This window comes from Arthrobacter sp. KUASC02 (assembly GCF_059739395.1).
On record NZ_AP046053.1, the window covers coordinates 4,371,855 to 4,393,849 of the forward strand.

Genomic DNA, 21,995 nt, shown 5'->3' on the forward strand with positions numbered 1-21,995 from the left:
CGTGAGCTTGCCGGGGCGGCTCAGCCCGCTGCCGGCGCGACCGTGCCGGCCCCGCCGTCGAGCGTTATCAGCTGCCCGGTGCTGATGGCGGAGGTTGCGTCCGGGACGCCCACGACGGCGGGAATTCCGTACTCACGGGCGACGACCGCGCCGTGGGAATTGGGCCCGCCCATTTCCATCACAAGCCCGCCGGCGGTGAGGAACAATGGCGTCCACCCCGGATCCGTTGACGGGGCCACCAGGATCTCACCGGGTTCCAACGCGGCGCCCTGCGGGTCCAGGATGACGCGCGCCCGGGCCGTGACGGTTCCGGCCGACGCCGGTGTGCCGGACAGGACCCCGGCCGCCGTGCCGGCGCCGGTGCCGTGCAGCGCTTCGGGTTCCGTTCCGTCCGAAAGCAGCACCCGGGGAATGCGACGGCGGCCCATTTCGGCGTCGTAGGCCTCGCGGCGCTCCGCCACGATTCCCCGCAGCGACTCCCCTGCAAGGCCCCGGTGCGCCTCGGCGAAGTCGAGGAAAAAGATGTCGTCGGCCTCGGCGATGCTGCCTGCCGCGGCGAGCGCCTCCCCCACCGCCGTCAGCTGTTTCCGCACCGAAGCCAGGCCTTCGACAATGTGGTATTTCGGCAGTTCGCGCAGTCCGGCGAACAGACGGGTCCGCGTCAGCGCACCACGCACCATGCGGGCCCGCAGCCTGCCGGCCGGACCGCCTTTGCTCCCCGCGATCGCTGTTAGCCTCTCGATCTGGGCCTCTGCCTCGCGGGCGGCGTTGGCGAACTGCCGGTCCGGGGCCAGTGCCGGATCGTCGAGTTTGAGATAGTTCGCCAGGACTCCCAGGATGTGCGCGGGGTCGTCCGACCAGCGGGGCATGCCGAGGTCGATTTCCGCCACGGCGCGGTGGCCGTACCGTGCCAGGAAGCCCGCCAGCCCGGACTGCACGACGGCGGGAAGCCCGCCGGAGCGGTACCGCCGCGCCAGTTCAGCCGGAGAGGCCCCCTCAAAAACGGCGGCGGCCCCCGGGTGGGAGCGGATGTCCGTGGCCAACTGCCAGAGGGCAAGGTCCATTTCCGTGGTCACGTTGTTGGGGAGGCCCCGGAGGACGCCCTGCAGGGCACCGGACTCGGAGCCCTGCCCCGCCAGCTTCCCGGCGACCGCCAGCAGCGCGAACCCCAGAGCGGGCAGCGGCATTACCGCCGGAACGATGTGGAAGAGCCTCTCGCCCAGGATGCGTTCGGCCTGCTCCAGCCGTTCCGCCGGCGTGGCCGTGTCCGGGACCACGAGGCCGCCCCGGAACCGCGCGCCGAATCTATCCACACGCTGAAGCGCCGCTTCCGGTCGAAGGAGCGCCCGGAGGAACGACTCCGGAACCCTGGCCTTCGCCGCCAGCGGAACTACGTGCCGGAGGAGCGGCCACGGCGACCTGAGCGTGACCGAGAACCTCGGGTCAGCGAACAGCCGGCGGAGTACCGTGGCGGATCTGGCTTCCATAATGTCGAAAACACGGGGCACAATGGCGCGGCCCACGCTGCTGCGGACCACCGGGGTGAGGTCGACGAAGAGGCGCTGCCCAGCCTGCCGGAACGGGGCCGGGCCGTTGCGCGGCTCGGGCACGTCGAAGCCGGCCGCACGGGCCACCGAGGACGCGATCATCCGGAAGCCGGCCATCCCCATCGGGGTCAGCGGACGGGTCAGCCCCTGGGCAAGGCTGAAGCACAGGAAGACGCGAGCCCCCTCGGGCACCCGCAGGTCGGGGCGCGGATCCGGCAGGGGATACAGCGTGGTGATGGGCCGGGACTGCACCAGGAAGAGCTTGTCCGCGGCGTCGATGGCCCATTCGATGTCCTGCGGCGCCCCGTAGTGCCTCTCCACCCTGCTGCCCAGGGCGGCCAGTTCCCGGATCTGGCCATCGCTGAGGGAAGGGACGGAATCCGGGACAAGGTTGATCCGCTCGGTACCCCCTCCGGCGAGCGGCCTGATGGCGAGCCCCTTATCCCCCTCCCGCCGTTCCAGGATCTCCTTGGTGGCCGTGTCCACCACGAAGTGGTCCGGATTAACGGCTCCCGAAACCACCGCTTCGCCCAGCCCGGGACTGGCATCGATCACGGCCTCAAGCCGCCGGCCCGTCACCGGGTTCGCCGTGAACAAGACACCCGCCACCTCGGCGTCCACCATGCTCTGGACCACCACCGCCAACGCCACAGTAGACGGGCTGATCCCGTGGGTGGCCCGATAGGTCACTGCCCGGTCCGTCCACAGCGACGCCCAGCACTTCCGGACGGCGTCCAGAACGGAGTCAGCGCCCACCACATTCAAATACGTGTCCTGCTGCCCGGCGAAGCTCGCCAGCGGCAGGTCCTCGGCCGTCGCGGACGACCTCACAGCCACCGGAACGTTAGTGCCCAGCGCGGCGTAGGACTCCCTGACGGCGTCGGCTATCTCCGGCGGAACGTCCACGGCGAGGATGAGCCCGCGTGCCCGGGCCGCCAGCGTGGCCAGGCCCGCGAGGTCGTCTGTCCCGGTGGCGGCGAGTGCGGCGTGCACGCCTTCAAGTCCAGCGGGGCCCACGGCCCGCCGGTACGCCTCCGTGGTCAGGCAGAAGCCGGGCGGCACGGGGAGCCCGGCACCCATGGTTTCGCCCAGGTTGGCCGCCTTGCCGCCCACACGGGCCAGCATTCCGGCGTTGATGAGCTCCAGCCCCAGCACAAGGCCGTCCGCGGAAACGTCCTGAGTGCTGCTCTGGGTCACCGTTGGCCTCCTGGTGTGTTCGCCCGGCCTGGCGTGTACGCCCGGCCGTTGGAGAGTCGGAAGGGCGGTTACGCCGCTCCGAGCATGGGCCCGAAGCTGGCGCGGTCGGCGAGCCGCGGGTCGTCCCGGTCAGGAACCACCAGCACCGGCCCCTTGGCATGGTGAAGGATGCCGTCCGACGTCGACCCCAGCAGCATTCCGGTGAAACCGCCACGGCCGCGGGTTCCCACGACCACCAGTTCCACGTGCCGGCTGGCTTCCACCAGGACCTCGACCGGGGAACCGTCCACGAGCTGCGTCTCCACAGTCAGCTTGGGGTAATGGCTCTTCAGCCACGCCACGCCGGCCTCGAGCTGCACCCTGATGTCCGCGAACAACGCTTCCCTGTCCATCGGAGCGGGGACCCATGCCAGCGAGCCGCTGTACTGCGGCACGGCGCACACAACGCGGAGCGGGGCACCAAGTCGCACGGCCTGGTCTGCGGCCTCCAGGACGGCGACGCGGGCCTGTTCGGAACCGTCGACGCCCACCACCACAACGTGCTCCACCGGCTGGTTGCCGGATTTGGCCCGCTCGGCTTTGACGTGTTTGTCATCCGTGGTCTCGCCCAGGCGGTCCGCGCAGATCAGCGGCACGGTGACCGTGGGGCACTTGGCGTGCGCCGGCAGGGCGCTGCTGACGGATCCGAGCAGCCTGCCCACGAAGCCGCCCCGGCCGCGGGTGCCGAACACCAGCAGTTCGGCGGACTCGGACATCTCCAGCAGCACTCCGGAGGCGTCGCCGTTTTCCACGGACGCGTCAACGTCGATGTCGTACGGGGCCACCTTATCCAATGCCTGCTTGAGGATGGCCTCGGCGCCCTCGCGGATCACCGAATCGTCAACAGTGGCATAGCCGCCGTCCAGGCCGGACGCCGCGAAGATCGGCACGGAGTATGCGGTCACGATGTGCAGGGGGCGGCGGCGGCGCTCAGCTTCGCGTGCGGCCCAGACGAGGGCACACTGGCTATGGTCGGAGCCGTCCACACCCACAACGATCCCCTCGGGGGCGGCAGAACCGCCGTCGTCATCCCTTGACGGGTGCACCTGATCTCGGCCCATGGGGTCCGCCTCCTCGCGATACTGCCTGATGTTGCCGCTATTCTGCCAGAAGTGGCCGTCCGCCGGGTGAACCGGGCGCCAAGGCCGGATTCTGGCCGAATATTCCCTCTTTTAGACCACTATTCTCGGTTGCAGAACGCTAAGCAAGCGGCCCTCCGTCAGGCAGCCGGAGGCGTCCGGAGAGGCTCCGGACACCTGAGCCAGCTACCAGTTTTTACAGCACTGAAACATAAAGATCCCACCTCCGATGAGCCGAATTACAAGTATGAGATTGTTGGGTTAGCCAATGTCCGGCAAGGGCTATCCAGAGCTCCAAAAGTTCTGTAATGTCGAGGCGTTGCGAATCTGAGATACGTGTTTCAGAACACATTTCCAGCTTCATGCGCGGCAGCCGGACTTTGGGGGTTACGGAGAGTGCAGGGGAACCAGACCTGCACAGCGAACCATTCGAGGAGGAACGAGCAGTGTCGAGCATGCCAATTTATGGTGGAACCGAGCAGACCACCACGGTGATCATCGGCTCAGGGCTTCCGGGCCTGGCAATTGCCAGCGAGCTCCGGCGGCGCGGCGTGGACTCCATCACCGTGGATGCGCTCGAAACCCTGGGCGGAATCCAGTCCGCCAATACCGTGTCACTGCCCCGCTGTGACGCGCCGAATTCAGCCACCATGCAGGAACGGAACGAAATCCTCCGGCACCTGAGGAACTACGCCAGCAGCCACAACCTGGACATCCGCAACAACACCCGTGCCGTCCAGCTGAACCTGCTGGGCACCGGACTCTCCCAGCCGCCCATGCACCAGTGGGCAGTGCACACGCCCGAGGGCATCCTGCTGGCGCACCACATTGTCCTGACCCGCGGTGCACACAGCCAGCTGCGCCGCATGCTCGCCGACTTTGGGCTGGCCCTGGGGCAGAGCCTGGCCGCCGCCATGCGGGCCATCGGTATATACCTCGTGGGCGTCGGGGAACTCATCACGCCGACACCCAAGGAAGTACTCCGCCAGGCCAAGGTTGTGGGACAGGCGATTTCCGCCAAGGTCTACCCGGACAGCGTTCCGTCAGTGCTCACGGGAAGCTTCGCCGCGCTGCCGTCTCCGGCTTAGCGGGCGTCGGCATCCTCGGAACTGTCGCCGGCCGTGGAGGTGTCGCCGTCATTGTTCTTGAGGTTGCGCTTCGCCAGCACGCCGAGCGCCACAAGGATGCCCAGGGCGGTCCCGGCGAACACCACCAGGCTCCAGGGGAACGGCTCCGACGCGTCCGGGGCGGGCTCCGGACCCGTGGGGGTGGTGCCGGGCTGTGCGGTTCCCGCCGAGGGGACCTGACCCGCCGTCGAACTGCCGGGCGCCGAACTGCCGGGCGCCGAGCTGCCCGGCGCCGGACTGGCAGAGCCGGAGCCCGCCGCTGCGGCGGTGGCCGTGAAGCTGAACGTGCCCTCAATAGGGTGCGAATCGGAACTGACCACGCGCCACACCACGGTGAACTTCCCGGCCGGGGCGCCGGCGCGGAGCTTCTGCGACGCCACGTTGTCCACGATCTCCACCGGACCCTCCGCCCAGTTCACGCCTGCCGCATCCTTCACCTGGATCTGCGAGCCGAGGGCCAGCGGGTCCTTGTTGAAGGTCACCGAAACCTTCTCCGGCGGAGTGGCAACCGTGGCCCCTTGGGCCGGGCTGCTGGACTCCGCGGCATCGTGGGCAGAGGCGGGTGCCGCTGCGGACAGCACGGCGGCCGCGAAAAACAGTGCCCCGATAAGGGCGCTCAGCAGGTGGCGGATGGAACGCATGCGGGGATACTCCTGTGTGTTGGCTTCCTTACAGACTAGGCGAAATCGCGGGCCGGCAACCCGCCAACCTACTAGGATTCAACTTATCCCCAACACTCTCCCCGGAGGACTAATGCTTAAGCAGGGCTCTGCACTGGACCGGTACTTCAAGATATCCGAGCGGGGGTCAAACTTCTCCCGCGAGATCCGCGGAGGCTTTGCCACCTTCTTTGCCATGAGCTACATCGTGGTGCTGAACCCCCTGATCCTCTCCGGACCCGACTCCAGCGGCGCAGTCCTGGGCTTCCCGGCCGTCGCGGCGGTCACGGCCTTTGCCGCGGGCATCCTGACCATCCTCATGGGCGCCTGGGCCAAGCACCCGTTCGCCATGGCCACCGGGCTGGGCGTCAACGCCTTCGTGGCGGTCACGGTGGCAACGAACCCGGGCCTGACCTGGCCGGACATGATGGGGCTGGTGGTCCTTTCCGGCATCACCATGCTGATCCTGGTCCTCACCGGCTTCCGCACCGCCGTATTCAAGGCTGTCCCGGACGGCCTCAAGACGGCCATCGTAGTGGGCATCGGCCTGTTCATCGCCCTGATCGGCCTGGTCAACGCCGGGTTCGTGCGCCGCATCCCGGACGCCGCGGGCACCACGGTCCCGGTGGGGCTGGGCTTCGACGGCAAGCTCCTGGGCTGGCCCACAGTGGTGTTCGTCTTCGGGCTCATCCTGACCATCGGCCTGCTGGTCCGCAAGGTCAAGGGCGCCATCCTGATCGGCATCATCGCCTCCACCATCCTGGCCGTCATCCTGGAATTCACCCTGCACATCGGCCCCAGCTTCGACGGCAAGAACGTCAACCCGCAGGGCTGGTCGCTGGTGGCACCGAAGTTCACCGAGTGGGCCGCGCCGGACCTGTCCCTGATCGGCAAGGCCAACCCCCTCGGCGCGTTCGAGCACCTCGGCTTCGTGGCCGCAACGCTGCTGGCCTTCGTGATCCTGCTCAGCATCTTCTTCGACGCCATGGGCACCATGGTGGGCCTGGCCAACGAGGCCGGCACAGTGGACAAGGACGGCAACATCCCCGACGTGGACCGCGTCCTGCAGGTCGACGCGCTCGGCGCGATCGTGGGCGGCGGCGCATCCGTCTCCTCCAACCAGATCTACGTGGAATCCGGCGCCGGCATCGGTGAGGGCGCACGCACCGGCCTGGCCTCGATCGTCACGGGGCTGCTGTTCCTGGTGGCCATGTTTTTCACGCCGCTGATCAACCTGGTCCCGTTCGAGGCTGTGGCCCCCGCCCTCGTGGTGGTGGGCTTCATGATGGTGGCCCAGGTGGGCAAGATCGACTGGCAGGACTGGGGCATCGCGATTCCCGCGTTCCTCACGTTCACGCTGATGCCGTTCACCTACTCGATCGCGAACGGCCTGGGCGCCGGCTTCATCGCCTACGTGCTGATCCGCACGTTCAAGGGCCGGGCCCGCGACGTCCACCCGCTGATGTGGGCCGTGGCCGCCGCGTTCCTGCTGTTCTTCGGCATCGGCCCCATCGAGCAGGCGCTGGGCGTCCTGTAGTCCGGTTTTCGCCCGCCCAGATGGCACTGTCCGGGATTTGCGACAGTCCGACGGCGGCGGGGCTGGTTTTCGGGGCTCCGCTGCGGTGAGCTTGGAGTATGCCGCACACAGTCCTCACAGTCGATAATCCGCCGCTCACCTGGCGGGGCCGGTTCGATGGCGACGGCGCTGAGCACCGCCGCTGGTGGCAGGCCGTCCAGCCTTACCGCCACGGTCCTGTTGCTCCGCTGCCGGAACACCTGCAGACCGGCACGCCGGAGCCTGGCCACCGTCCCGCCGTCATTCTCGGATTCAGCAGCGACGCCGGAGTGGTTCGCAACAAGGGCAGGGTGGGCGCAGCCGCGGCCCCTGCCGCCATCCGGGCCGCGCTGGGGCCGCTCGCGTTCCACCTCCCCCGCGAGGTGTTCGACGCCGGTGATGTGACCGTCAGGGACGGTGCGCTGGAGGCCGGGCAGGCCCGCGCCGGGCTGGCCGTTGCGGAAATGCTCGACGCCGGAAACCTCACCGTGCTGCTGGGCGGCGGCCACGAGACCGCGTTCGCCAGCTACCTTGGCGTAGCCGGTTCCGACGCCGTCCGCAGCGGGCAGCGGCTGGGCGTGCTGAACCTGGACGCCCACTTCGACCTCCGCGACGCCCCCGAGCCGTCCTCCGGCACACCCTTCCTGCAGATGGCCAGGGCCGAGGAAGCCGCCGAACGAAAACTGAACTACGCCGTCGTCGGAATCTCGGAGCCCAACAACACCCGGATGCTTTTCAAGACCGCTGAACGGCTGGGTGTGAAGTACCTTCTCGACGAGGACTGCACGGCCGAGGCAACCCGGCAGTTCGTGGCCGACTTCCTGGACACCGTGGACGTGCTCTACCTGACCATCGACCTGGACGTGCTGCCCGCCGCCGTGGCCCCGGGGGTCAGCGCGCCGGCCGCCTACGGGGTCCCGCTGCCGGTGATCAGCGCAGTGTGCCGCCAGGTGGCTGCCAGCGGGAAACTGCTCCACCTGGACGTGGCCGAACTGAACCCGAAGTTCGACATCGACCAGCGCACGGCCAAGGTGGCCGCGCGGCTGGTCAACACCCTGCTGGGCTAGGCCTGCCGCCTGCCGTCAGGCACGGAAGGTGACGACGGCGGTGGCCCACGGTCCCAGCGTTACCGTCAGGTCGCCGTCGCCGTCGTCCGCTGAGGATGCCTCCGTGCGGGAGGCCTCAGCCCGGGAGCCCGCAGCGGCACCGATGACCGTCACCTCTGCCGCCCCCGGAGCGGCACTGCCACCGGTCCCCTGCGGCAGCGTGACGCGTGCTGTGGACTCGCGGGGGCTGAGGTTGCCCAGGAACAGCTGCAGGCCGCCGTCCGACTGGACCGGGTAGACCGTCACGGGGCTCTTGCCGGCCCGCCGTTGCGACTGCACGGGATCAGCGGCCAGAACCGGATCACCCTTGCACGCCGCGAGCCTCTGCAGCAGCTCCCCTGCGGGGTTAAGGGCCCCGTCCGCGGCCGTGACGCCACGCGGCGGTCCTGCCTCGAAGTACGTCACGGAAGCCACGCCGTCCACCGTCAGGGCGTGGAGGCTGGCCAACGTCCAGGCCGCGGTGAAGCTGTGGTCCTGGAGCTCGTCGCCTTCCGCACGCTGGTCCGGAGCATGAAGCCGGGGCTTGAGCGTGATGGGTCCGACGTGGACAGGCCGCCCTTCCCCCAGCTTGTGGGCGCTGGCGGCGGCAAGACGCTGCACCGGAACGGTCTCCACGATGTGCGGGATTTCGGTGCTGTGCACCTGCGGGGCAAGGCTGAAGGTCAGGGCGTCGGCGTCCTTTGGAACGGGGCTGACGTTGCCGCTTCCGGCGCTGTTTCCGGCAATCCAGCGGTTGAGTTCGGTGAAATGCGAGCGGGTTCCGGCCAGCAGCTGTCCACTGAAACCGGCGTCGTTGAGCGAAGCCTTCAGTGCGTCAAACGCTGCCGGATCGGTGCACTGCGTTTCGGGGTGGAAGAGTCCCAGCCGGACGATCCGGGAGAGCGACCCGCCCAGGGCGCTGCTGAGTGCTTCCGCGACGCCGTCGGCCGAGTCCGACACCACCCGCACGTCCAGGGCGGCTCCGTGGCGGTCCGCCTCCCGGGCTGCGGCGGCAAGCTTGGCAAGCCAGGCTTCCCGGGGTTCGTACAGTTCCACCAGGACGGCGTCGAGGCCCGGCAGCGTGGGGCCTTCCGCTGAGCCGGCGCCTGCCGGGGCGGAAGCCGTCGAGTCAGCATCCACCGAGTCCACGGACAACGCCAGAGCCGGAACGGTTCCCACCGGCACGCCCACGGCAAAGGCCGCCTGCTCCTGGCTTTCGCGGGCGGGGTTGTCCGGCGTCTCGATGCTCAGGGCTTCGATGCTGACCGACTGCTTCACGGTGTCCCCCACGGCAACGTCCACCGGGGTGGGCAGCGCCGAGGGGGTGCTGTAGGTCTTGAAGGAACCGTCGCTCCAGTTCCGCTGGTCCTCGGTTTCGAAGATGTCTCCGGAGAAGCCAAGGTCGAAGGCGGTTCCGGCGTCGGCCCATTCCAGCGAGGAGATGTCCGTGAACACCAGGTCCGGCCTGATGTCTGTGGGGAAGGCCCCGCTGGTGACATTGCCGTCCGGCGACACCACGCTGACGTCCCGCCCGGCTTCGCTGGTGGGATGCAGGACCACCAGGCCGATCCGGTTGCGGCGGAACGCCGCTTTCGCCCGGCCGGAGAAGGACACATCAACGATGGCCGGGGTGACCCGCAGCATCAGCATGCCTTCGTAGGCCGGGGGTTCCGTTCCATCTGCGGCAGTACCGGGCGCCGCAGTGCCATCTGCCGCAGTGCCGGGGGCAGCGTAGTCAACGTGGATGCGGAGGCTGATGCCGTCGTCGTCCTTCAGTTCCTCGATGTCCCGCACCGACGGCGCAAAGGTGCGCCATTCGTGGTCCCGCACCACCGCTTTGATGGCACGGAGTACCGGCCGGCCGCCGTAGCTGATGTTCGCCAGCTCGTCCCCGATCAGCTCCGCCGTCCAGACGCCCACGGCGAGCTTCCTGATCTGCGGATCGAGCCGCCGCTCGAGTGCGGGGCGGGAATCGGAACCCGCCACGGCGGACGATACTGAGGCGGACGGTGCTGCATTGGACGGTGTTGCGGGGTGCAGGGCTGCGGAGGGCTCAGTAGACACGGGAAGCTGCTCTCTGGTGGCTGGTGACTGCGCCCAGCTGACCCCGGGCCGGTCCTGTGGATTTGACCATATCGGAAGAGGCCCGGAGGCTCAATGGCCGTCCGTCAACGCCTGTTATGTGGCTGCTGGCCGCCCTACCGGCTACCTACTGCGCGGCGTCGTACCCGGCCAGCAGGCGGCGGGAAGCGGTACCCATGTGCGAAGCCATGGCCTCGGTCACTGCGGCGGCGTCGCGCTTTTCGAGGGCCGTAAAAATGGCCCGGTGCTCCGCGAGCGCTGCGGCGGCGTGCCCTTCGTCCGTGAGGGCGCGGTCAACCCAGATCCGCAGCAGTGAGCGGATGCTCTGGAGGAGCTCCTGCAGCACCTGGTTTCCGGAGCTGGTGGCAATTTCCTTGTGGAAGGCGGCGTCGGCTTCCACGAATGCCGCCAGGTTGCCCAGGTTCTGCTCCATCGAGTCGAGGTTGGCCCGCATTCGCGCCAGGGACTCGTCGGTAATCCGGGCCGCGGCGAGCTGGCCGGCCTGCACCTCAAGGCCGCTGCGGAGTTCGATGAGCTCACGGGTCCTGGGCTCGCCCAGCATGAGCCCCCAGCTGAGGGTCCGGGGCAGGAGCTCCGAAACGCCGTCGCGCAGGTACGTTCCCGAGCCGGGTCGGACAATGACGATGCCCAAAATTTCCAGTGCGGCCAGTGCTTCGCGCACGGCCGAGCGCCCCACTCCGAGCGAGGCGGCCAGCTGGCGTTCGGCGGGAAGGCGGGTCCCGGCGGCGATGTCTCCGCTGGTGAAGTAGGCCATCAGCCTCTCGGCGACCTCAGAGACGACAGAACCCTGCCCCATGGAACCAAGCGCGGCACTGATTTTGGCCGTCGAGGCGGCGGAGTTTGCGGACACACTCACAGCGTAGCAACCACACGCGGGCAGGCATGGCATCCCGACTTCAAAATTGAATCAGTCAACCGGTTGACCAATTTACCTTGTTGGCCTTATGGTGGAAGTCACAGGCCTAGCCCCACTTGATAGGCCCCCCGACGCTAAGCCTCGAAACCAGCCCCACGCCTCCAGCGCAGGATGCGGCCGGGACATCAACATCTAGGAGTCAACGTGGACACCACACAATCGGTGGTCGAAAAATCTGCAATCAGGAAAGTGGCAATCCGGCTGGTGCCGTTCGTCGCCCTGATGTTCTTCATCAACTACCTTGACCGGACGGCCATCTCCTTCGCCGGCCCCAACGGCATGAACGGCGACCTGGCCCTCTCGGCGGCGCAGTTCGGTTTCGCCTCCGGCGTTTTCTTCATTGGCTACATCCTGCTGGAAGTCCCCAGCAACCTGGCCCTGCACAAGTTCGGCGCCCGCCGCTGGCTTGCCCGCATCATGGTCAGCTGGGGCATCGTCTCCCTGCTGTTCACCTGGGTGGGCAACGTGGAACAGCTCTACATCCTCCGCTTCATCCTGGGTGTTGCCGAGGCCGGCTTCTTCCCCGGCGCCATCCTGTTCCTGAGCCTGTGGGTTCCGTCCCGGCACCGCAGCAAGATCCTGGCCCTGTTCTACTTGGCTCAGCCGCTCACCACCGTGATCGGTGCCCCGCTGGCCGGCCTGCTCATCCAGCAGCACGGACTCTTCGGACTCGCCGGCTGGCGCGTCATGTTCTTCGGCGTGGCCATCCCCGCCATCATCGTCGGCGTCATCGCATGGTTCTACCTGGCCGACTCCCCCGCCAAGGCCAAGTGGCTGACCCTGGAGGAAAAGACCTGGCTGACCGGCGCCCTGGAGAAGGAAAAGCAGGAAACCGCAGCCAGCAACAAGCACGTCAGCGTCCGCACCGTCTTCGGCAACGGCCGGGTCTGGATGCTCTCCGCGATCTACTTCGGCTTCATCTACGGCCTGTACGCCCTCGGCTTCTTCCTGCCCACCATCATCGCGGGCTTCGAAGGCATCTACGGCACCAAGTTCGACGTCTTCCAGAAGGGCCTGATCACCGCAATTCCGTACCTGCCCGCTGCGTTCGCACTGTACTTCTGGTCCAAGGACGCCACCAGGCGCGGCGTCAAGACCTGGCACATCGCCCTCCCCGCCCTCATTGGCGGCCTGAGCATCCCGCTGGCCCTGTTCGCCGGCTCCCCGGCGGCCACCATCGCCGTCATCACCATCACGGCCATGTCCATCTTCGCCGCCCTGCCCAACTTCTGGACGGTGCCCACCCAGTTCCTCACCGGCGCAGCAGCGGCTGCAGGCATCGCCCTGATCAACACGGTAGGCAACCTGGCCGGCTTCAGCGCCGGGTACGTCACCGGCTGGCTCAAGGACCTCACCGGAGGGTACACGGTGCCGATGTTCGTCGTCGGCGGCTTCATGCTCCTGTCCTCCATCCTCATGGTGACGTTGAGCCGCTCCGGCAAGGTCAGCGAAGGCGTCCCGGCTGAGGCGCTGGACCCGGCGGGCGCCGGACACCACTCCGAGCCGTAACAGCCCGAGCCGCAACAGCCCGCGCCGTCACAGCCGGGCCGCAACAAGCCCGGGGGCGTCCCCCTTGCCCGGGGACGCCCCCGCTCCAACCCGCCAATCCAATCCGCCCCACCCCGAACGACTTCCTTAGTTAGGCCCAGGAGCTTCCCATGACCCGCCTGTTCAATGAACCAGCAGCTTTCGCTGACGAGATGATCGAAGGCTTCGTAGCCTCCCACGGCCGCTGGGTGAAGCGTGTCTCCGGCGGCGTTGTCCGCAACACCAGGAGCACCCCGGAAACGGTGGCGCTGGTGATCGGCGGCGGCTCCGGCCACTACCCGGCGTTCGCCGGCCTGGTGGGGCAGGGCCTGGCGCACGGCGCCGCGATGGGCAACCTCTTCGCTTCCCCCTCCGCGCAGCAGGTCTACAACGTGGCGAAAGCGTCCAGCAACGGCGCCGGCGTGCTGCTGGGTTACGGCAACTACGCCGGGGATGTCCTGCACTTCAACCAGGCCCAGGACCGCCTCCGCAAGGAAGGCATCGACTGCCGCAGCATCGCCGTCACCGACGACGTTTCTTCCGCCCCGCTCACCGAGCGCACCAAGCGCCGCGGCATCGCCGGGGATCTGACCGTTTTCAAGGTGGCTGCCGCAGCCGCCGAGGCCGGCTACTCCATGGACGACGTCGTCGCCATCGCCGAGCGCGCCAATGACCGCACCCGTTCCTTCGGCGTCGCCTTCACCGGCTGCACCCTGCCGGGCGCCGACCACCCGCTGTTCTCCGTCCCCGAGGGCCGGATGGCCGTGGGCATGGGCATCCACGGCGAACCCGGCATCGGTGAAACGGACATCCCGACGGCGGACCAGCTCGCCGAACTGCTGGTGGCCAAGCTCCTCACCGAAGTCCCGGAAGGACTCGAAGGATTCGACGGAGGCACCCCCCGCCGTGTGGTTCCGATCCTCAACGGCCTGGGCAGCGTCAAATACGAAGAGCTGTTCGTGGTCTACCGCCGCGTGGCCCAGCTGCTGGCCGAGGCCGGCCTGGAAGCCGTGGACCCGCAGGTGGGCGAGCTCGTGACCAGCTTCGACATGGCCGGCACCTCCCTGACACTGTTCTGGCTCGACGACGAACTCGAGACCCTCTGGAACGCCCCCGCCGATGCTCCCGCCTTCCGCCGCGGAGCCGTAACGGCCGCCGCTCTGGACGCTTCCGACGACGCCGAACCGGCCGACGTCGAACAGACCATCCCGGAAGCGACGGCGGAGTCCCGCGCCGGCGCCGTCCGGGTCCTCGCAGCGCTCGGCGCCGCCAAGAACGTGGTGGACGCCAATGCCGACGAACTGGGCCGGATTGATGCGATCGCCGGCGACGGCGACCACGGCATCGGCATGGAACGCGGCGTCCGCGCCGCCGTCGACGCCGCTCGTGACGCCGTCGCCCGCGGTGCCGGGGCGGCCACCACCCTGCACTTCGCCGCGGACGCCTGGGCCGACAAGGCCGGCGGGACGTCCGGTGCGCTCTGGGGCATGGCCCTCCGCGCGGTTGGTGACGCCGTGGGCGACACGCAAGCGCCTGACGCCGGTGCTGTCGCTGCCGGAGTAGCCGGTGCCGCGTTCGCGATCATGGACTTCGGCAAGGCCAAGCCCGGGGACAAGACCCTGGTGGACGTCCTGGTCCCGTTCCGCGACGCCCTCACTGCCGGTGTCAACGCCGGCAAGTCCCTCACCGAGGCCTGGGGCGCCGCCGCCACCGTTGCGCAGCAGGCCGCCGAAGACACCGCGCAGCTGCTGCCCCTCATGGGCCGCGCCCGCCCGCACGCCGAGAAGAGCCTCGGCACGCCGGACGCCGGAGCGGTGTCCATGGCGCTGATCGTCCGCGCCATCCACAACACGCTTACCGAGAACACCCTCAGCAACAACACAGTCAAGGAGAACGCATGAGCGCCAAACTGCGCCTGGTCATAGGGGCCGACGACGCCGGATTCGAATACAAGGAAGCCCTGAAGGCTGACCTGGAGGCCTCCGAGCTGGTCGAATCCGTGACCGACGTCGGGGTGGACGCCACCAGCCACACCCCCTACCCGTCCGTGGCCATCGCCGCCGCCGAACTCATCGCCGCCGGCAAGGCCGACCGTGCCCTGCTGGTCTGCGGCACCGGGCTCGGTGTGGCCATCGCCGCGAACAAGGTCCCCGGCGTCCGGGCCGTCACCGCGCACGACAGCTTCTCCGTGGAACGCTCCGTCCTGAGCAACAACGCCCAGGTCCTCACCTTCGGCCAGCGCGTCGTCGGCCTTGAACTCGCCCGCCGGCTTGCCCGCGAATGGCTCACCTACACCTTCGACGAGACCTCCGCCTCGGCCGAAAAAGTCACCCTGATTAAGGACTATGAAGGTGTCACTTCCTGCTAAGAATGCTTCGGCCCGCGCCGGAGACACAGCGCCGCAGGCGAAGGCCATCATCGGCGTCAGCCTGAAGATGTACTTCGGCTACCAGCGCTCGGTCGACTACTGCCGCGACGTGGCCACCATCGCGTTCGCCCACCCGGCGGTCCAGAGCGGCGACATCGAACTGTTCGTGCTGCCCACCCTGCCGGTGCTGCCCGAAGCGGCCCGCATCCTGGGTGCGGCCGGCGCCGCCGCCGGAGCCCAGGACATCTTCTGGGAAGACGAAGGCGCGTTCACCGGCGAGGTCGGCGGCACGACGGTGGCCGAACTCGGTGGCCGCTACGCCGAGGTGGGCCATGCCGAACGCCGCCGGATCTTTGGCGAGGACGACCGAGTCATCGGGCTCAAGACCGCCGCAGCCTACCGCAACGGCCTCACGCCAATCCTGTGCGTCGGCGAACTCAACGCCGGGTCACCGGAAGAAGCCATCGCCCAGTGCAGCGCCGAGATCGATGCCGCCCTGAACCGCGCACAGTCCCTGGGACCGGCCGGACGCACCATCGTGGCATACGAGCCGCAGTGGGCCATCGGCGCCCCCGAACCGGCGTCACCGCAGTACATCAGTGCCGTCATCACCGGCCTGGACGCACACCTCCGGGCACTGCCCGGCCAGGCGGACAGCCGGGTGATCTACGGCGGCAGCGCCGGCCCCGGCCTGATCACGGAACTGGACACCGCCGTCGCCGGCCTGTTCCTGGGCCGGTTTGCCCACGACCCCCAGGCACTCAAGACCATCCTTGACGAGACCGCCGCACGGCTGGCCGCGAAGAAGGTGGCCGCGTGAGCTCACGAATTGGCCTGAGCAGCTACGCGTTCTTCTGGCAACTCTCGGACCAGGTGTCCGAACCGCTCAGCATCCACCAGGCACTGGAACGGACCGCCGCCCTGGGCGTGGACCTCTTCCAGATCTGCGACTACGCCCCGCTGGAAGCCATGACGGACACGGAACTGGAAGCCGTCCGCGCCACCGCGGACTCGCTGGGGATAGCGCTGGAGCTCGGCACCAAGGGCATCCGCCCGGAGCACCTGCGGAAATTCCTGCACATCGCCGGCATCCTGGGCTCGCCCCTGCTGCGCACCATGTTCAACGTCCCGGGCCACACCCCGACGGCGGAGGAAGCGGTGGCGATCTTCAAGGAAGTCCTGCCTGAATTCGAAGCAGCCGGGGTGAGGATCGCGGTGGAAACCTACGAACAGGTCCCCACCTCCCGGATCCTGGACGTCATCCGCGGAGTGGACAGCCCGTCCCTGGGCATCTGCAGCGATCCGGCCAACACGGTCGCGGCGCTGGAGATGCCGCGCGAGGTGATTGACGCCGTCGCGCCCTACGTCCTCAACATGCACATCAAAGACTTTGCGTTCAGCCGCAAGGAGGGGTGGGTCGGGTTCACGTACTCCGGCGCTCCCCTCGGCGAAGGCCTTCTCGACTATGACTACATGGCCGGGAAGCTTCAGCCCAAAGAAAGAAACATCAACCAGATCGTCGAACACTGGCTGCCGTGGCAGGACACCGAGGCGGACACCATCCGCCTCGAAAACCAGTGGACCCAGCAAAGCATCGATTTCCTAAGGAGCAAGTGAAATGTCAGCAGAACAATTGACCGTCGCCGTCATCGGAGCCGGTGGCAAAATGGGAATGCGCGTTTCCCGGAACCTCCAGAAGAGCGCCCATACCGTTTTCTACAGCGAGAACTCCCCCGCCGGCCAGGACCGCGTCCGCGCCGAAGGCCGTGACATCACCTCCACCGACGACGCCGTCAAGGGCGCCGACGTGGTGATCCTCGCCGTCCCGGACACCGTCCTGGGCGTCGTGTCCGAAGGCGTGGTCCCCCAGATGAAGGCCGGTGCGATCCTGCTCACCCTGGACCCCGCCGCCGCCTACGCCGGGCTGCTGGCCAAGCGCGACGACGTGGTCCAGGCCGTGGCGCACCCGTGCCACCCGTCCGTGTTCCTGGAGCGCACCACCAAGGAGGAATGGGCCGACACCTTCGGCGGCGAAGGCGCCCCGCAGAACGTGGTTGCCGCGATCGACGAGGACGCCCCCGCAGCGACCCGCGACTCGGCCGAGGCCGTCATCCGCACCATCTACGCCCCCGTCATCGACGTGCACTGGGTCACCGTGAAGCAGCTCGCCATCCTGGAACCCACCCTGGTGGAAACCGTGGCCTGCATGATCGGCACCCTGCTCAACGAAGCACTGCACGAGACCGTACACACCGCCGGCGTCCCGGAGGAGGCAGCCAAAGCCATGCTGTTCGGCCACGTACAGATCGCCCTGACCAACGCCCTCCGCGGCTCCAACCCGTTCTCCGAGGCCTGCGAAATCGCCATCCAGTACGGCAAGGACACCATCATCAAGGACGACTGGAAGAAGATCTTCGACGACTCCGAGCTCGACGGCGTCATCGCCAAGATGCTGAAACTGGACGCCGTCAAGCGCTAGGCGACCGGCCCTGCCGCAGGGCTCCAGCCCCCTTCGGGGCGGCTTAAAAAGGCTGTCCCTCCGGGCTTCGGTAGACCCGAAACCCGGAGGGACAAATGCCAGACATCTTACCTATTTTGACAAAGCCGGTAGAATGGATCGTGGCCATCCGGCACATCGTTTAGAGAAAGTCCTGCAATGAGCTCAGCAACCATGGAACGCCAGACCACCGACGTTCGGTCCATCCACCTGACCTTTTCAACCGCCGAAGAGGTTCACCACGGCCTGGACAGCGCCGTAAACGAACTCATCGAAGCTGCCGTAGCAGACGGCAACTGCGGCATCCGCGTCACCCGCCACGAGCCGGGCGCGTTCACCGTAGCACTAGACGAATCCGTACCCTTCGGTGAAACCTACGAGGACATCGCCGCCTAACCACGCGGCCGGATCCTGGTCTTAGGTCCTGGTCTTAGGTCCTGGTCTTAGATCCTGGTCTTAGGTCCTGCGGACCTGCACACCGTCTGACTTCATAAAGAGCTGGGATTCCGAAGGGCCCGTGGGCACCAGCCAGAGCACGTTTCCACTCACGGAAACTTCCTCAACTTCACCCGCGGCCACCACATGCGCATGCTTGAGGATTTCCACCCGCTCGCCTGCTTTGAGGTTCCTCCAGTCGGAAACCGTGGCAGCAAACGCCGCCCGCCTGGACAGAACCGTCCCCCGTGCTTTCATTGAACTTCTACCCCTTTGTATATGTTCTTTTGCCACAACATCATTGGTGTGGGCTTCATCACTACATCTTTAGTTCTACTACAATTCCCGGGCCCCCGCCTGTTGTGTCGCGCAGTATTTCGGGGGCGCCGGGAAATTGTCATTCTGGATGCATAAAATTCACTTTTAGGCCAGAATTCCGACGGCGGATTCGGCTGCCGCCCGCACCTTGCCGGACGCAACGAGCCGGTCCGCCTCCTCCAGTTCCGGTGACAGGAACCGGTCCGTGCCCGGACCGTCGACGACGTCGCGCAGCGCCGCGATCACGGCCGCGCCGGCAGGCCCCGGAACCAGTTCTCCGCCGGAAAGCTGGGTCCGCATGTCGATGGCCCGTGCGGACGTCACCAGTTCGATCGCCAGGACGCGGCGAAGGTTCTCCACGGCCTTCCTGAGCTTCCGGGCCGCGTGCCAGCCCATGGAGACATGGTCCTCCTGCATCGCGGAGCTCGGGATCGAGTCCACGGACGCCGGGACGGCCAGCCTCTTGTTGTCCGAGACCAGTCCGGCCTGGGTGTACTGCGCGATCATCAGGCCGGAGTCCACTCCGGGATCCGCGGCCAGGAAGGCCGGCAGGCCGTGCGAACGCGCAGGGTCCAGCATGCGGTCGGTGCGGCGTTCGGCAATGGAGCTCAGGTCCGCCACGGTAATGGCCAGGAAATCGAGAACGTAGGCCACCGGGGCGCCGTGGAAATTGCCGTTGGAGCTGACCCGGCCGTCCGGGAGGACCACGGGGTTGTCGATGGCGGCGGCGAGTTCGCGGGAGGCTACGAGGGCTGCGTGGTCCACGGTGTCGCGGACGGCCCCGGCCACCTGCGGTGCGCAGCGCAGCGAGTACGCGTCCTGGACCTTGGTGTCGTTGATCCGGTGCGAGGCCACGATCGGCGAGTTGGCCAGGACCCGGAGCATGTTGTCCGCGCTTGCCGCCTGGCCCGGGTGCGGCCGGAGTGCTGCATGCAGCTCGGGCAGGAACACCTGGTCCGTACCGAGCAGCGCCTCGACGCTGAGCGCGGCGGTGATGTCCGCCGTCGTCAGCAGCTGGCGGATGTCCGCGATGGCCATCAGGAGCATGCCCAGCATGCCCTCGGTGCCGTTGACCAGCGCCAGGCCCTCCTTCTCGGCGAGCGTGACGGGTTCGATCCCGTGTTCGGCGAGCAGCTCGGCGACAGTCCGTTCGCCGCGCCCGCCGTAGGTGACGCCGTCGGGCCCTTCTGCTTCACCCTCGCCCATCAGCACCAGGGCGCAATGCGACAGGGGCGCGAGGTCGCCGGAGCAGCCGAGCGAGCCGAATTCGCGGACCACCGGCGTGATGCCGGCGTTGAGGACGTCCACCATGGTCTGCAGCACCACGGGGCGCACGCCGGTGCGGCCGGAGGCGAGGGTCTTGGCGCGGAGGAACATGATGCCGCGGACCACTTCGCGTTCCACGGCCGGGCCCATGCCGGCGGCGTGGCTGCGGATCAGCGACTTCTGCAGCTGGGTGCGCAGCTCGTTGGGGATGTGCCGGTTGGCCAGGGCACCGAAGCCGGTGGAGATGCCGTAGGCCGGGATCTCGCTGTGGGCGAGGTCGTCGATGTGGGCGCGGACCTTGGCTACCGTGTCGAGGGCTTCCTGGGAGATGGTCACTTTGGCGCCGTGGCGGGCGACGGCGACGACATCCTCGGGGGTGACGCCGCTGGAGCCGAGGGTGACGGTGAGCGGTTCGTGGGTGGTGAGAGTCATGATTCCTACTTCAATTCTCATCGATTGCTCCGTAAGTGCCCTTTTGGGACCTCATAACGGCTCTTACGGAGCAATCGATGTGGGGTTGGGACCGTGGTCAGCGGGTTTCGTTCATGGGGATGCGGACGCCGCGTTCGTTGGCGACCTCGACGGCTCGGTCGTAGCCGGCGTCGGCGTGCCGGATGACGCCCATGCCGGGGTCATTGGTGAGGAGGCGCGCGAGCTTTTCCGCGGCGAGGTCGGTGCCGTCGGCGACGGAGACCTGGCCGGCGTGGATGGAACGGCCGATGCCGACGCCGCCGCCGTGGTGGATGGAGACCCAGGTGGCTCCGGAGGCGGTGTTGAGCAGGGCGTTGAGCAGCGGCCAGTCGGCGATCGCGTCGGAGCCGTCGGCCATGGCCTCGGTTTCGCGGTACGGGGAGGCGACGGAGCCGGAGTCGAGGTGGTCGCGGCCGATGACGATGGGTGCCTTGACCTTGCCCTCCTTGACGAGCTGGTTGAACAGCAGCCCGGCCTTGGCGCGTTCGCCGTAGCCCAGCCAGCAGATGCGGGCCGGCAGGCCTTCGAACTCGACGCGCTCGGCGGCCGCGTCGATCCAGCGGTGCAGGTGCTTGTTCTCGGGGAACAGTTCCTTGATGGCTGCGTCGGTGACGGCGATATCTTCGGGGTCACCGGAAAGCGCAACCCAGCGGAACGGGCCCAGGCCCTCGCAGAACAGCGGGCGGATATAGGCCGGGACGAAGCCGGGGAACTCGAAGGCCCGGCCGTAGCCGCCCTTGCGGGCCTCATCGCGGATGGAGTTGCCGTAGTCGAAGACCTCGGCACCGGCGTCCTGGAACTCCACCATGGCCTGGACGTGCTTGGCCATCGAGGCCTGGGCCTTCTTGGTGAAGCCCTCCGGATCGGCCGCGGCCTCGCGGTGCCATTCCTCCACCGTGATGCCCTCGGGCAGGTAACTCAGGGGGTCGTGCGCGGAGGTCTGGTCGGTGACAATGTCCACGGTCAGCTCGCCGGCGTTGTGGCGGCGCAGGATCTCGGGGAAGACCTCGGCGGCGTTGCCGACGTAGCCCACGGACCAGCCGCGGCGCTCTTCCTTGGCTTTGAGGACCTTGGCGATCGCGGCGTCGAGGTCGGTTTCCACCTCGTCGAGGTAGCGCTTGCCGGCGCGGCGGCGCAGGCGCGTTTCGTCGACGTCGACGATCAGGCAGGCGCCGTCGTTCAGGGTGACGGCGAGCGGCTGGGCGCCGCCCATGCCGCCGCAGCCGCCGGTGAGGGTCAGGGTGCCGGCGAGGGTGCCGTTTTCGTCTCCGGTGAGCTTGCGGGCGATTGCGGCGAAGGTTTCGAAGGTGCCCTGCAGGATGCCCTGGGTGCCGATGTAGATCCAGGACCCGGCGGTCATCTGGCCGTACATCATCAGGCCCTCGGCCTCGAGCCGGCGGAATTCAGGCCAGTTGGCCCAGTCGCCGACGAGGTTGGAGTTGGCGAGCAGCACGCGCGGCGCCCATTCGTTGGTGCGGAAGACGCCCACCGGCTTGCCGGACTGGACCAGCAGGGTCTCGTCCTTTTCCATGGTTTCCAAGGTGCGGGTGATCGCGTCGAACGCGGCCCAGCTGCGGACGGCGCGGCCGGTGCCGCCGTAGACCACCAGGTCGTCCGGGCGTTCGGCGACCTCGGGGTCCAGGTTGTTCATGAGCATGCGCAGCGGGGCTTCCGTCTGCCAGCTCTTGGCGGTGAGCTCGGTGCCGCGGGCTGCTTTGACCGGGCGGGCACCGGTGGTGAAATCGGCGGGTGCCATGAGGCGCTCCTTCGTGTGCTTGGTGGTTCGACCGGCGTCCGCCGGCTCAT

The 21,995-nt window shown here is 67.8% G+C and carries 18 protein-coding genes; 10 read left to right on the plus strand and 8 right to left on the minus strand.

Going from position 1 to position 21,995, the window contains the following annotated elements; all coding sequences use genetic code 11:
- Positions 1–20 precede the first annotated feature (20 nt).
- Positions 21–2,672: a PEP/pyruvate-binding domain-containing protein gene (locus AC6JAC_RS20125; RefSeq protein ID WP_497966893.1), complete on the minus strand. Its 2,652-nt coding sequence runs from the start codon at positions 2,670–2,672 to the stop codon at positions 21–23.
- Positions 2,673–2,812: 140 nt separating this feature from the next.
- Positions 2,813–3,844 (minus strand): universal stress protein, encoded by a 1,032-nt coding sequence (locus AC6JAC_RS20130; protein ID WP_497966332.1) that lies wholly within the window; start codon positions 3,842–3,844, stop codon positions 2,813–2,815.
- Between the two features lie 473 nt (positions 3,845–4,317).
- Between AC6JAC_RS20130 and AC6JAC_RS20135 the strand changes: the two genes are divergently transcribed.
- Positions 4,318–4,950 (plus strand): NAD(P)-binding protein, encoded by a 633-nt coding sequence (locus tag AC6JAC_RS20135; protein ID WP_043438289.1) that lies wholly within the window; start codon positions 4,318–4,320, stop codon positions 4,948–4,950.
- On the opposite strand, the gene AC6JAC_RS20140 is transcribed toward AC6JAC_RS20135, so the two are convergent.
- Positions 4,947–5,630, minus strand: coding sequence for a copper resistance CopC family protein (locus AC6JAC_RS20140; RefSeq protein ID WP_497966334.1), 684 nt, complete (start codon positions 5,628–5,630; stop codon positions 4,947–4,949). The two genes, AC6JAC_RS20135 and AC6JAC_RS20140, sit on opposite strands and share 4 nt — an antisense overlap.
- A 112-nt stretch (positions 5,631–5,742) precedes the next feature.
- Here AC6JAC_RS20140 and AC6JAC_RS20145 point away from each other — a divergent pair, with 112 nt between their 5' ends.
- Positions 5,743–7,185, plus strand: coding sequence for an NCS2 family permease (locus AC6JAC_RS20145; RefSeq protein WP_497966336.1), 1,443 nt, complete (start codon positions 5,743–5,745; stop codon positions 7,183–7,185).
- Positions 7,186–7,283: 98 nt separating this feature from the next.
- Complete coding sequence (gene hutG, locus AC6JAC_RS20150) at positions 7,284–8,270, plus strand: formimidoylglutamase (protein ID WP_497966338.1); 987 nt, start codon at positions 7,284–7,286, stop codon at positions 8,268–8,270.
- A gap of 15 nt (positions 8,271–8,285) precedes the next feature.
- Here the strand turns inward: hutG and AC6JAC_RS20155 are convergent, their stop codons facing one another.
- Positions 8,286–10,352: a D-apionate lactonase family protein gene (locus AC6JAC_RS20155; protein WP_497966340.1), complete on the minus strand. Its 2,067-nt coding sequence runs from the start codon at positions 10,350–10,352 to the stop codon at positions 8,286–8,288.
- A gap of 145 nt (positions 10,353–10,497) precedes the next feature.
- Positions 10,498–11,241, minus strand: a complete 744-nt coding sequence (locus AC6JAC_RS20160; RefSeq protein ID WP_347895891.1) for a FadR/GntR family transcriptional regulator — start codon at positions 11,239–11,241, stop codon at positions 10,498–10,500.
- A 210-nt stretch (positions 11,242–11,451) separates the two neighbouring features.
- Between AC6JAC_RS20160 and AC6JAC_RS20165 the strand changes: the two genes are divergently transcribed.
- The 7 genes from AC6JAC_RS20165 (at position 11,452) to AC6JAC_RS20195 (ending at position 18,095) form a co-directional block, all read left to right on the plus strand.
- Positions 11,452–12,816 (plus strand): MFS transporter, encoded by a 1,365-nt coding sequence (locus tag AC6JAC_RS20165; RefSeq protein ID WP_347895893.1) that lies wholly within the window; start codon positions 11,452–11,454, stop codon positions 12,814–12,816.
- A gap of 149 nt (positions 12,817–12,965) precedes the next feature.
- Positions 12,966–14,735 carry a dihydroxyacetone kinase family protein gene (locus tag AC6JAC_RS20170; RefSeq protein WP_497966342.1) on the plus strand — a complete coding sequence of 590 codons (1,770 nt, stop codon included), beginning with the start codon at positions 12,966–12,968 and terminating at the stop codon, positions 14,733–14,735.
- A complete protein-coding gene (locus AC6JAC_RS20175; RefSeq protein ID WP_028270688.1) occupies positions 14,732–15,202 on the plus strand; it encodes a ribose-5-phosphate isomerase in 471 nt (156 codons plus the stop codon). The genes AC6JAC_RS20170 and AC6JAC_RS20175 overlap by 4 nt, the downstream gene beginning before the upstream one ends.
- Complete coding sequence (locus AC6JAC_RS20180) at positions 15,186–16,022, plus strand: triose-phosphate isomerase family protein (protein WP_028270687.1); 837 nt, start codon at positions 15,186–15,188, stop codon at positions 16,020–16,022. Before AC6JAC_RS20175 ends, AC6JAC_RS20180 begins: the two co-directional genes overlap by 17 nt.
- Positions 16,019–16,819, plus strand: a complete 801-nt coding sequence (locus tag AC6JAC_RS20185; RefSeq protein ID WP_497966345.1) for a sugar phosphate isomerase/epimerase family protein — start codon at positions 16,019–16,021, stop codon at positions 16,817–16,819. The genes AC6JAC_RS20180 and AC6JAC_RS20185 overlap by 4 nt, the downstream gene beginning before the upstream one ends.
- Before the next feature lies 1 nt (position 16,820).
- Positions 16,821–17,681, plus strand: coding sequence for a phosphogluconate dehydrogenase C-terminal domain-containing protein (locus AC6JAC_RS20190; protein WP_028270685.1), 861 nt, complete (start codon positions 16,821–16,823; stop codon positions 17,679–17,681).
- A 177-nt stretch (positions 17,682–17,858) separates the two neighbouring features.
- A complete protein-coding gene (locus tag AC6JAC_RS20195) occupies positions 17,859–18,095 on the plus strand; it encodes a hypothetical protein (RefSeq protein WP_051628828.1) in 237 nt (78 codons plus the stop codon).
- A gap of 60 nt (positions 18,096–18,155) precedes the next feature.
- Here AC6JAC_RS20195 and AC6JAC_RS20200 read toward each other — a convergent pair whose 3' ends face one another.
- The 3 genes from AC6JAC_RS20200 to hutU form a co-directional block, all read right to left on the minus strand.
- Entirely contained in the window at positions 18,156–18,392 is a 237-nt protein-coding gene (locus AC6JAC_RS20200) for a hypothetical protein (RefSeq protein WP_347895902.1), read from the minus strand.
- Between the two features lie 165 nt (positions 18,393–18,557).
- Positions 18,558–20,150, minus strand: coding sequence for a histidine ammonia-lyase (gene hutH, locus AC6JAC_RS20205; RefSeq protein ID WP_497966348.1), 1,593 nt, complete (start codon positions 20,148–20,150; stop codon positions 18,558–18,560).
- 97 nt (positions 20,151–20,247) lie between these two features.
- Positions 20,248–21,945, minus strand: a complete 1,698-nt coding sequence (gene hutU / locus AC6JAC_RS20210) for a urocanate hydratase (protein ID WP_028270681.1) — start codon at positions 21,943–21,945, stop codon at positions 20,248–20,250.
- Positions 21,946–21,995: the final 50 nt, after the last annotated feature.

Bases quoted from the DNA above. Each gene is read 5' to 3' on its own strand.
- AC6JAC_RS20125 (WP_497966893.1), bottom strand. From the start codon at position 2,672: ATGCTGGCCCGTGTGGGCGGCAAGGCGGCCAACCTGGGCGAAACCATG.
- AC6JAC_RS20130 (WP_497966332.1), bottom strand. From the start codon at position 3,844: ATGGGCCGAGATCAGGTGCACCCGTCAAGGGATGACGACGGCGGTTCT.
- AC6JAC_RS20135 (WP_043438289.1), top strand. From the start codon at position 4,318: ATGCCAATTTATGGTGGAACCGAGCAGACCACCACGGTGATCATCGGC.
- AC6JAC_RS20140 (WP_497966334.1), bottom strand. From the start codon at position 5,630: ATGCGTTCCATCCGCCACCTGCTGAGCGCCCTTATCGGGGCACTGTTT.
- AC6JAC_RS20145 (WP_497966336.1), top strand. From the start codon at position 5,743: ATGCTTAAGCAGGGCTCTGCACTGGACCGGTACTTCAAGATATCCGAG.
- hutG (WP_497966338.1), top strand. From the start codon at position 7,284: ATGCCGCACACAGTCCTCACAGTCGATAATCCGCCGCTCACCTGGCGG.
- AC6JAC_RS20170 (WP_497966342.1), top strand. From the start codon at position 12,966: ATGACCCGCCTGTTCAATGAACCAGCAGCTTTCGCTGACGAGATGATC.
- AC6JAC_RS20175 (WP_028270688.1), top strand. From the start codon at position 14,732: ATGAGCGCCAAACTGCGCCTGGTCATAGGGGCCGACGACGCCGGATTC.
- AC6JAC_RS20190 (WP_028270685.1), top strand. From the start codon at position 16,821: ATGTCAGCAGAACAATTGACCGTCGCCGTCATCGGAGCCGGTGGCAAA.
- AC6JAC_RS20195 (WP_051628828.1), top strand. From the start codon at position 17,859: ATGAGCTCAGCAACCATGGAACGCCAGACCACCGACGTTCGGTCCATC.
- AC6JAC_RS20200 (WP_347895902.1), bottom strand. From the start codon at position 18,392: ATGAAAGCACGGGGGACGGTTCTGTCCAGGCGGGCGGCGTTTGCTGCC.
- hutH (WP_497966348.1), bottom strand. From the start codon at position 20,150: ATGACTCTCACCACCCACGAACCGCTCACCGTCACCCTCGGCTCCAGC.
- hutU (WP_028270681.1), bottom strand. From the start codon at position 21,945: ATGGCACCCGCCGATTTCACCACCGGTGCCCGCCCGGTCAAAGCAGCC.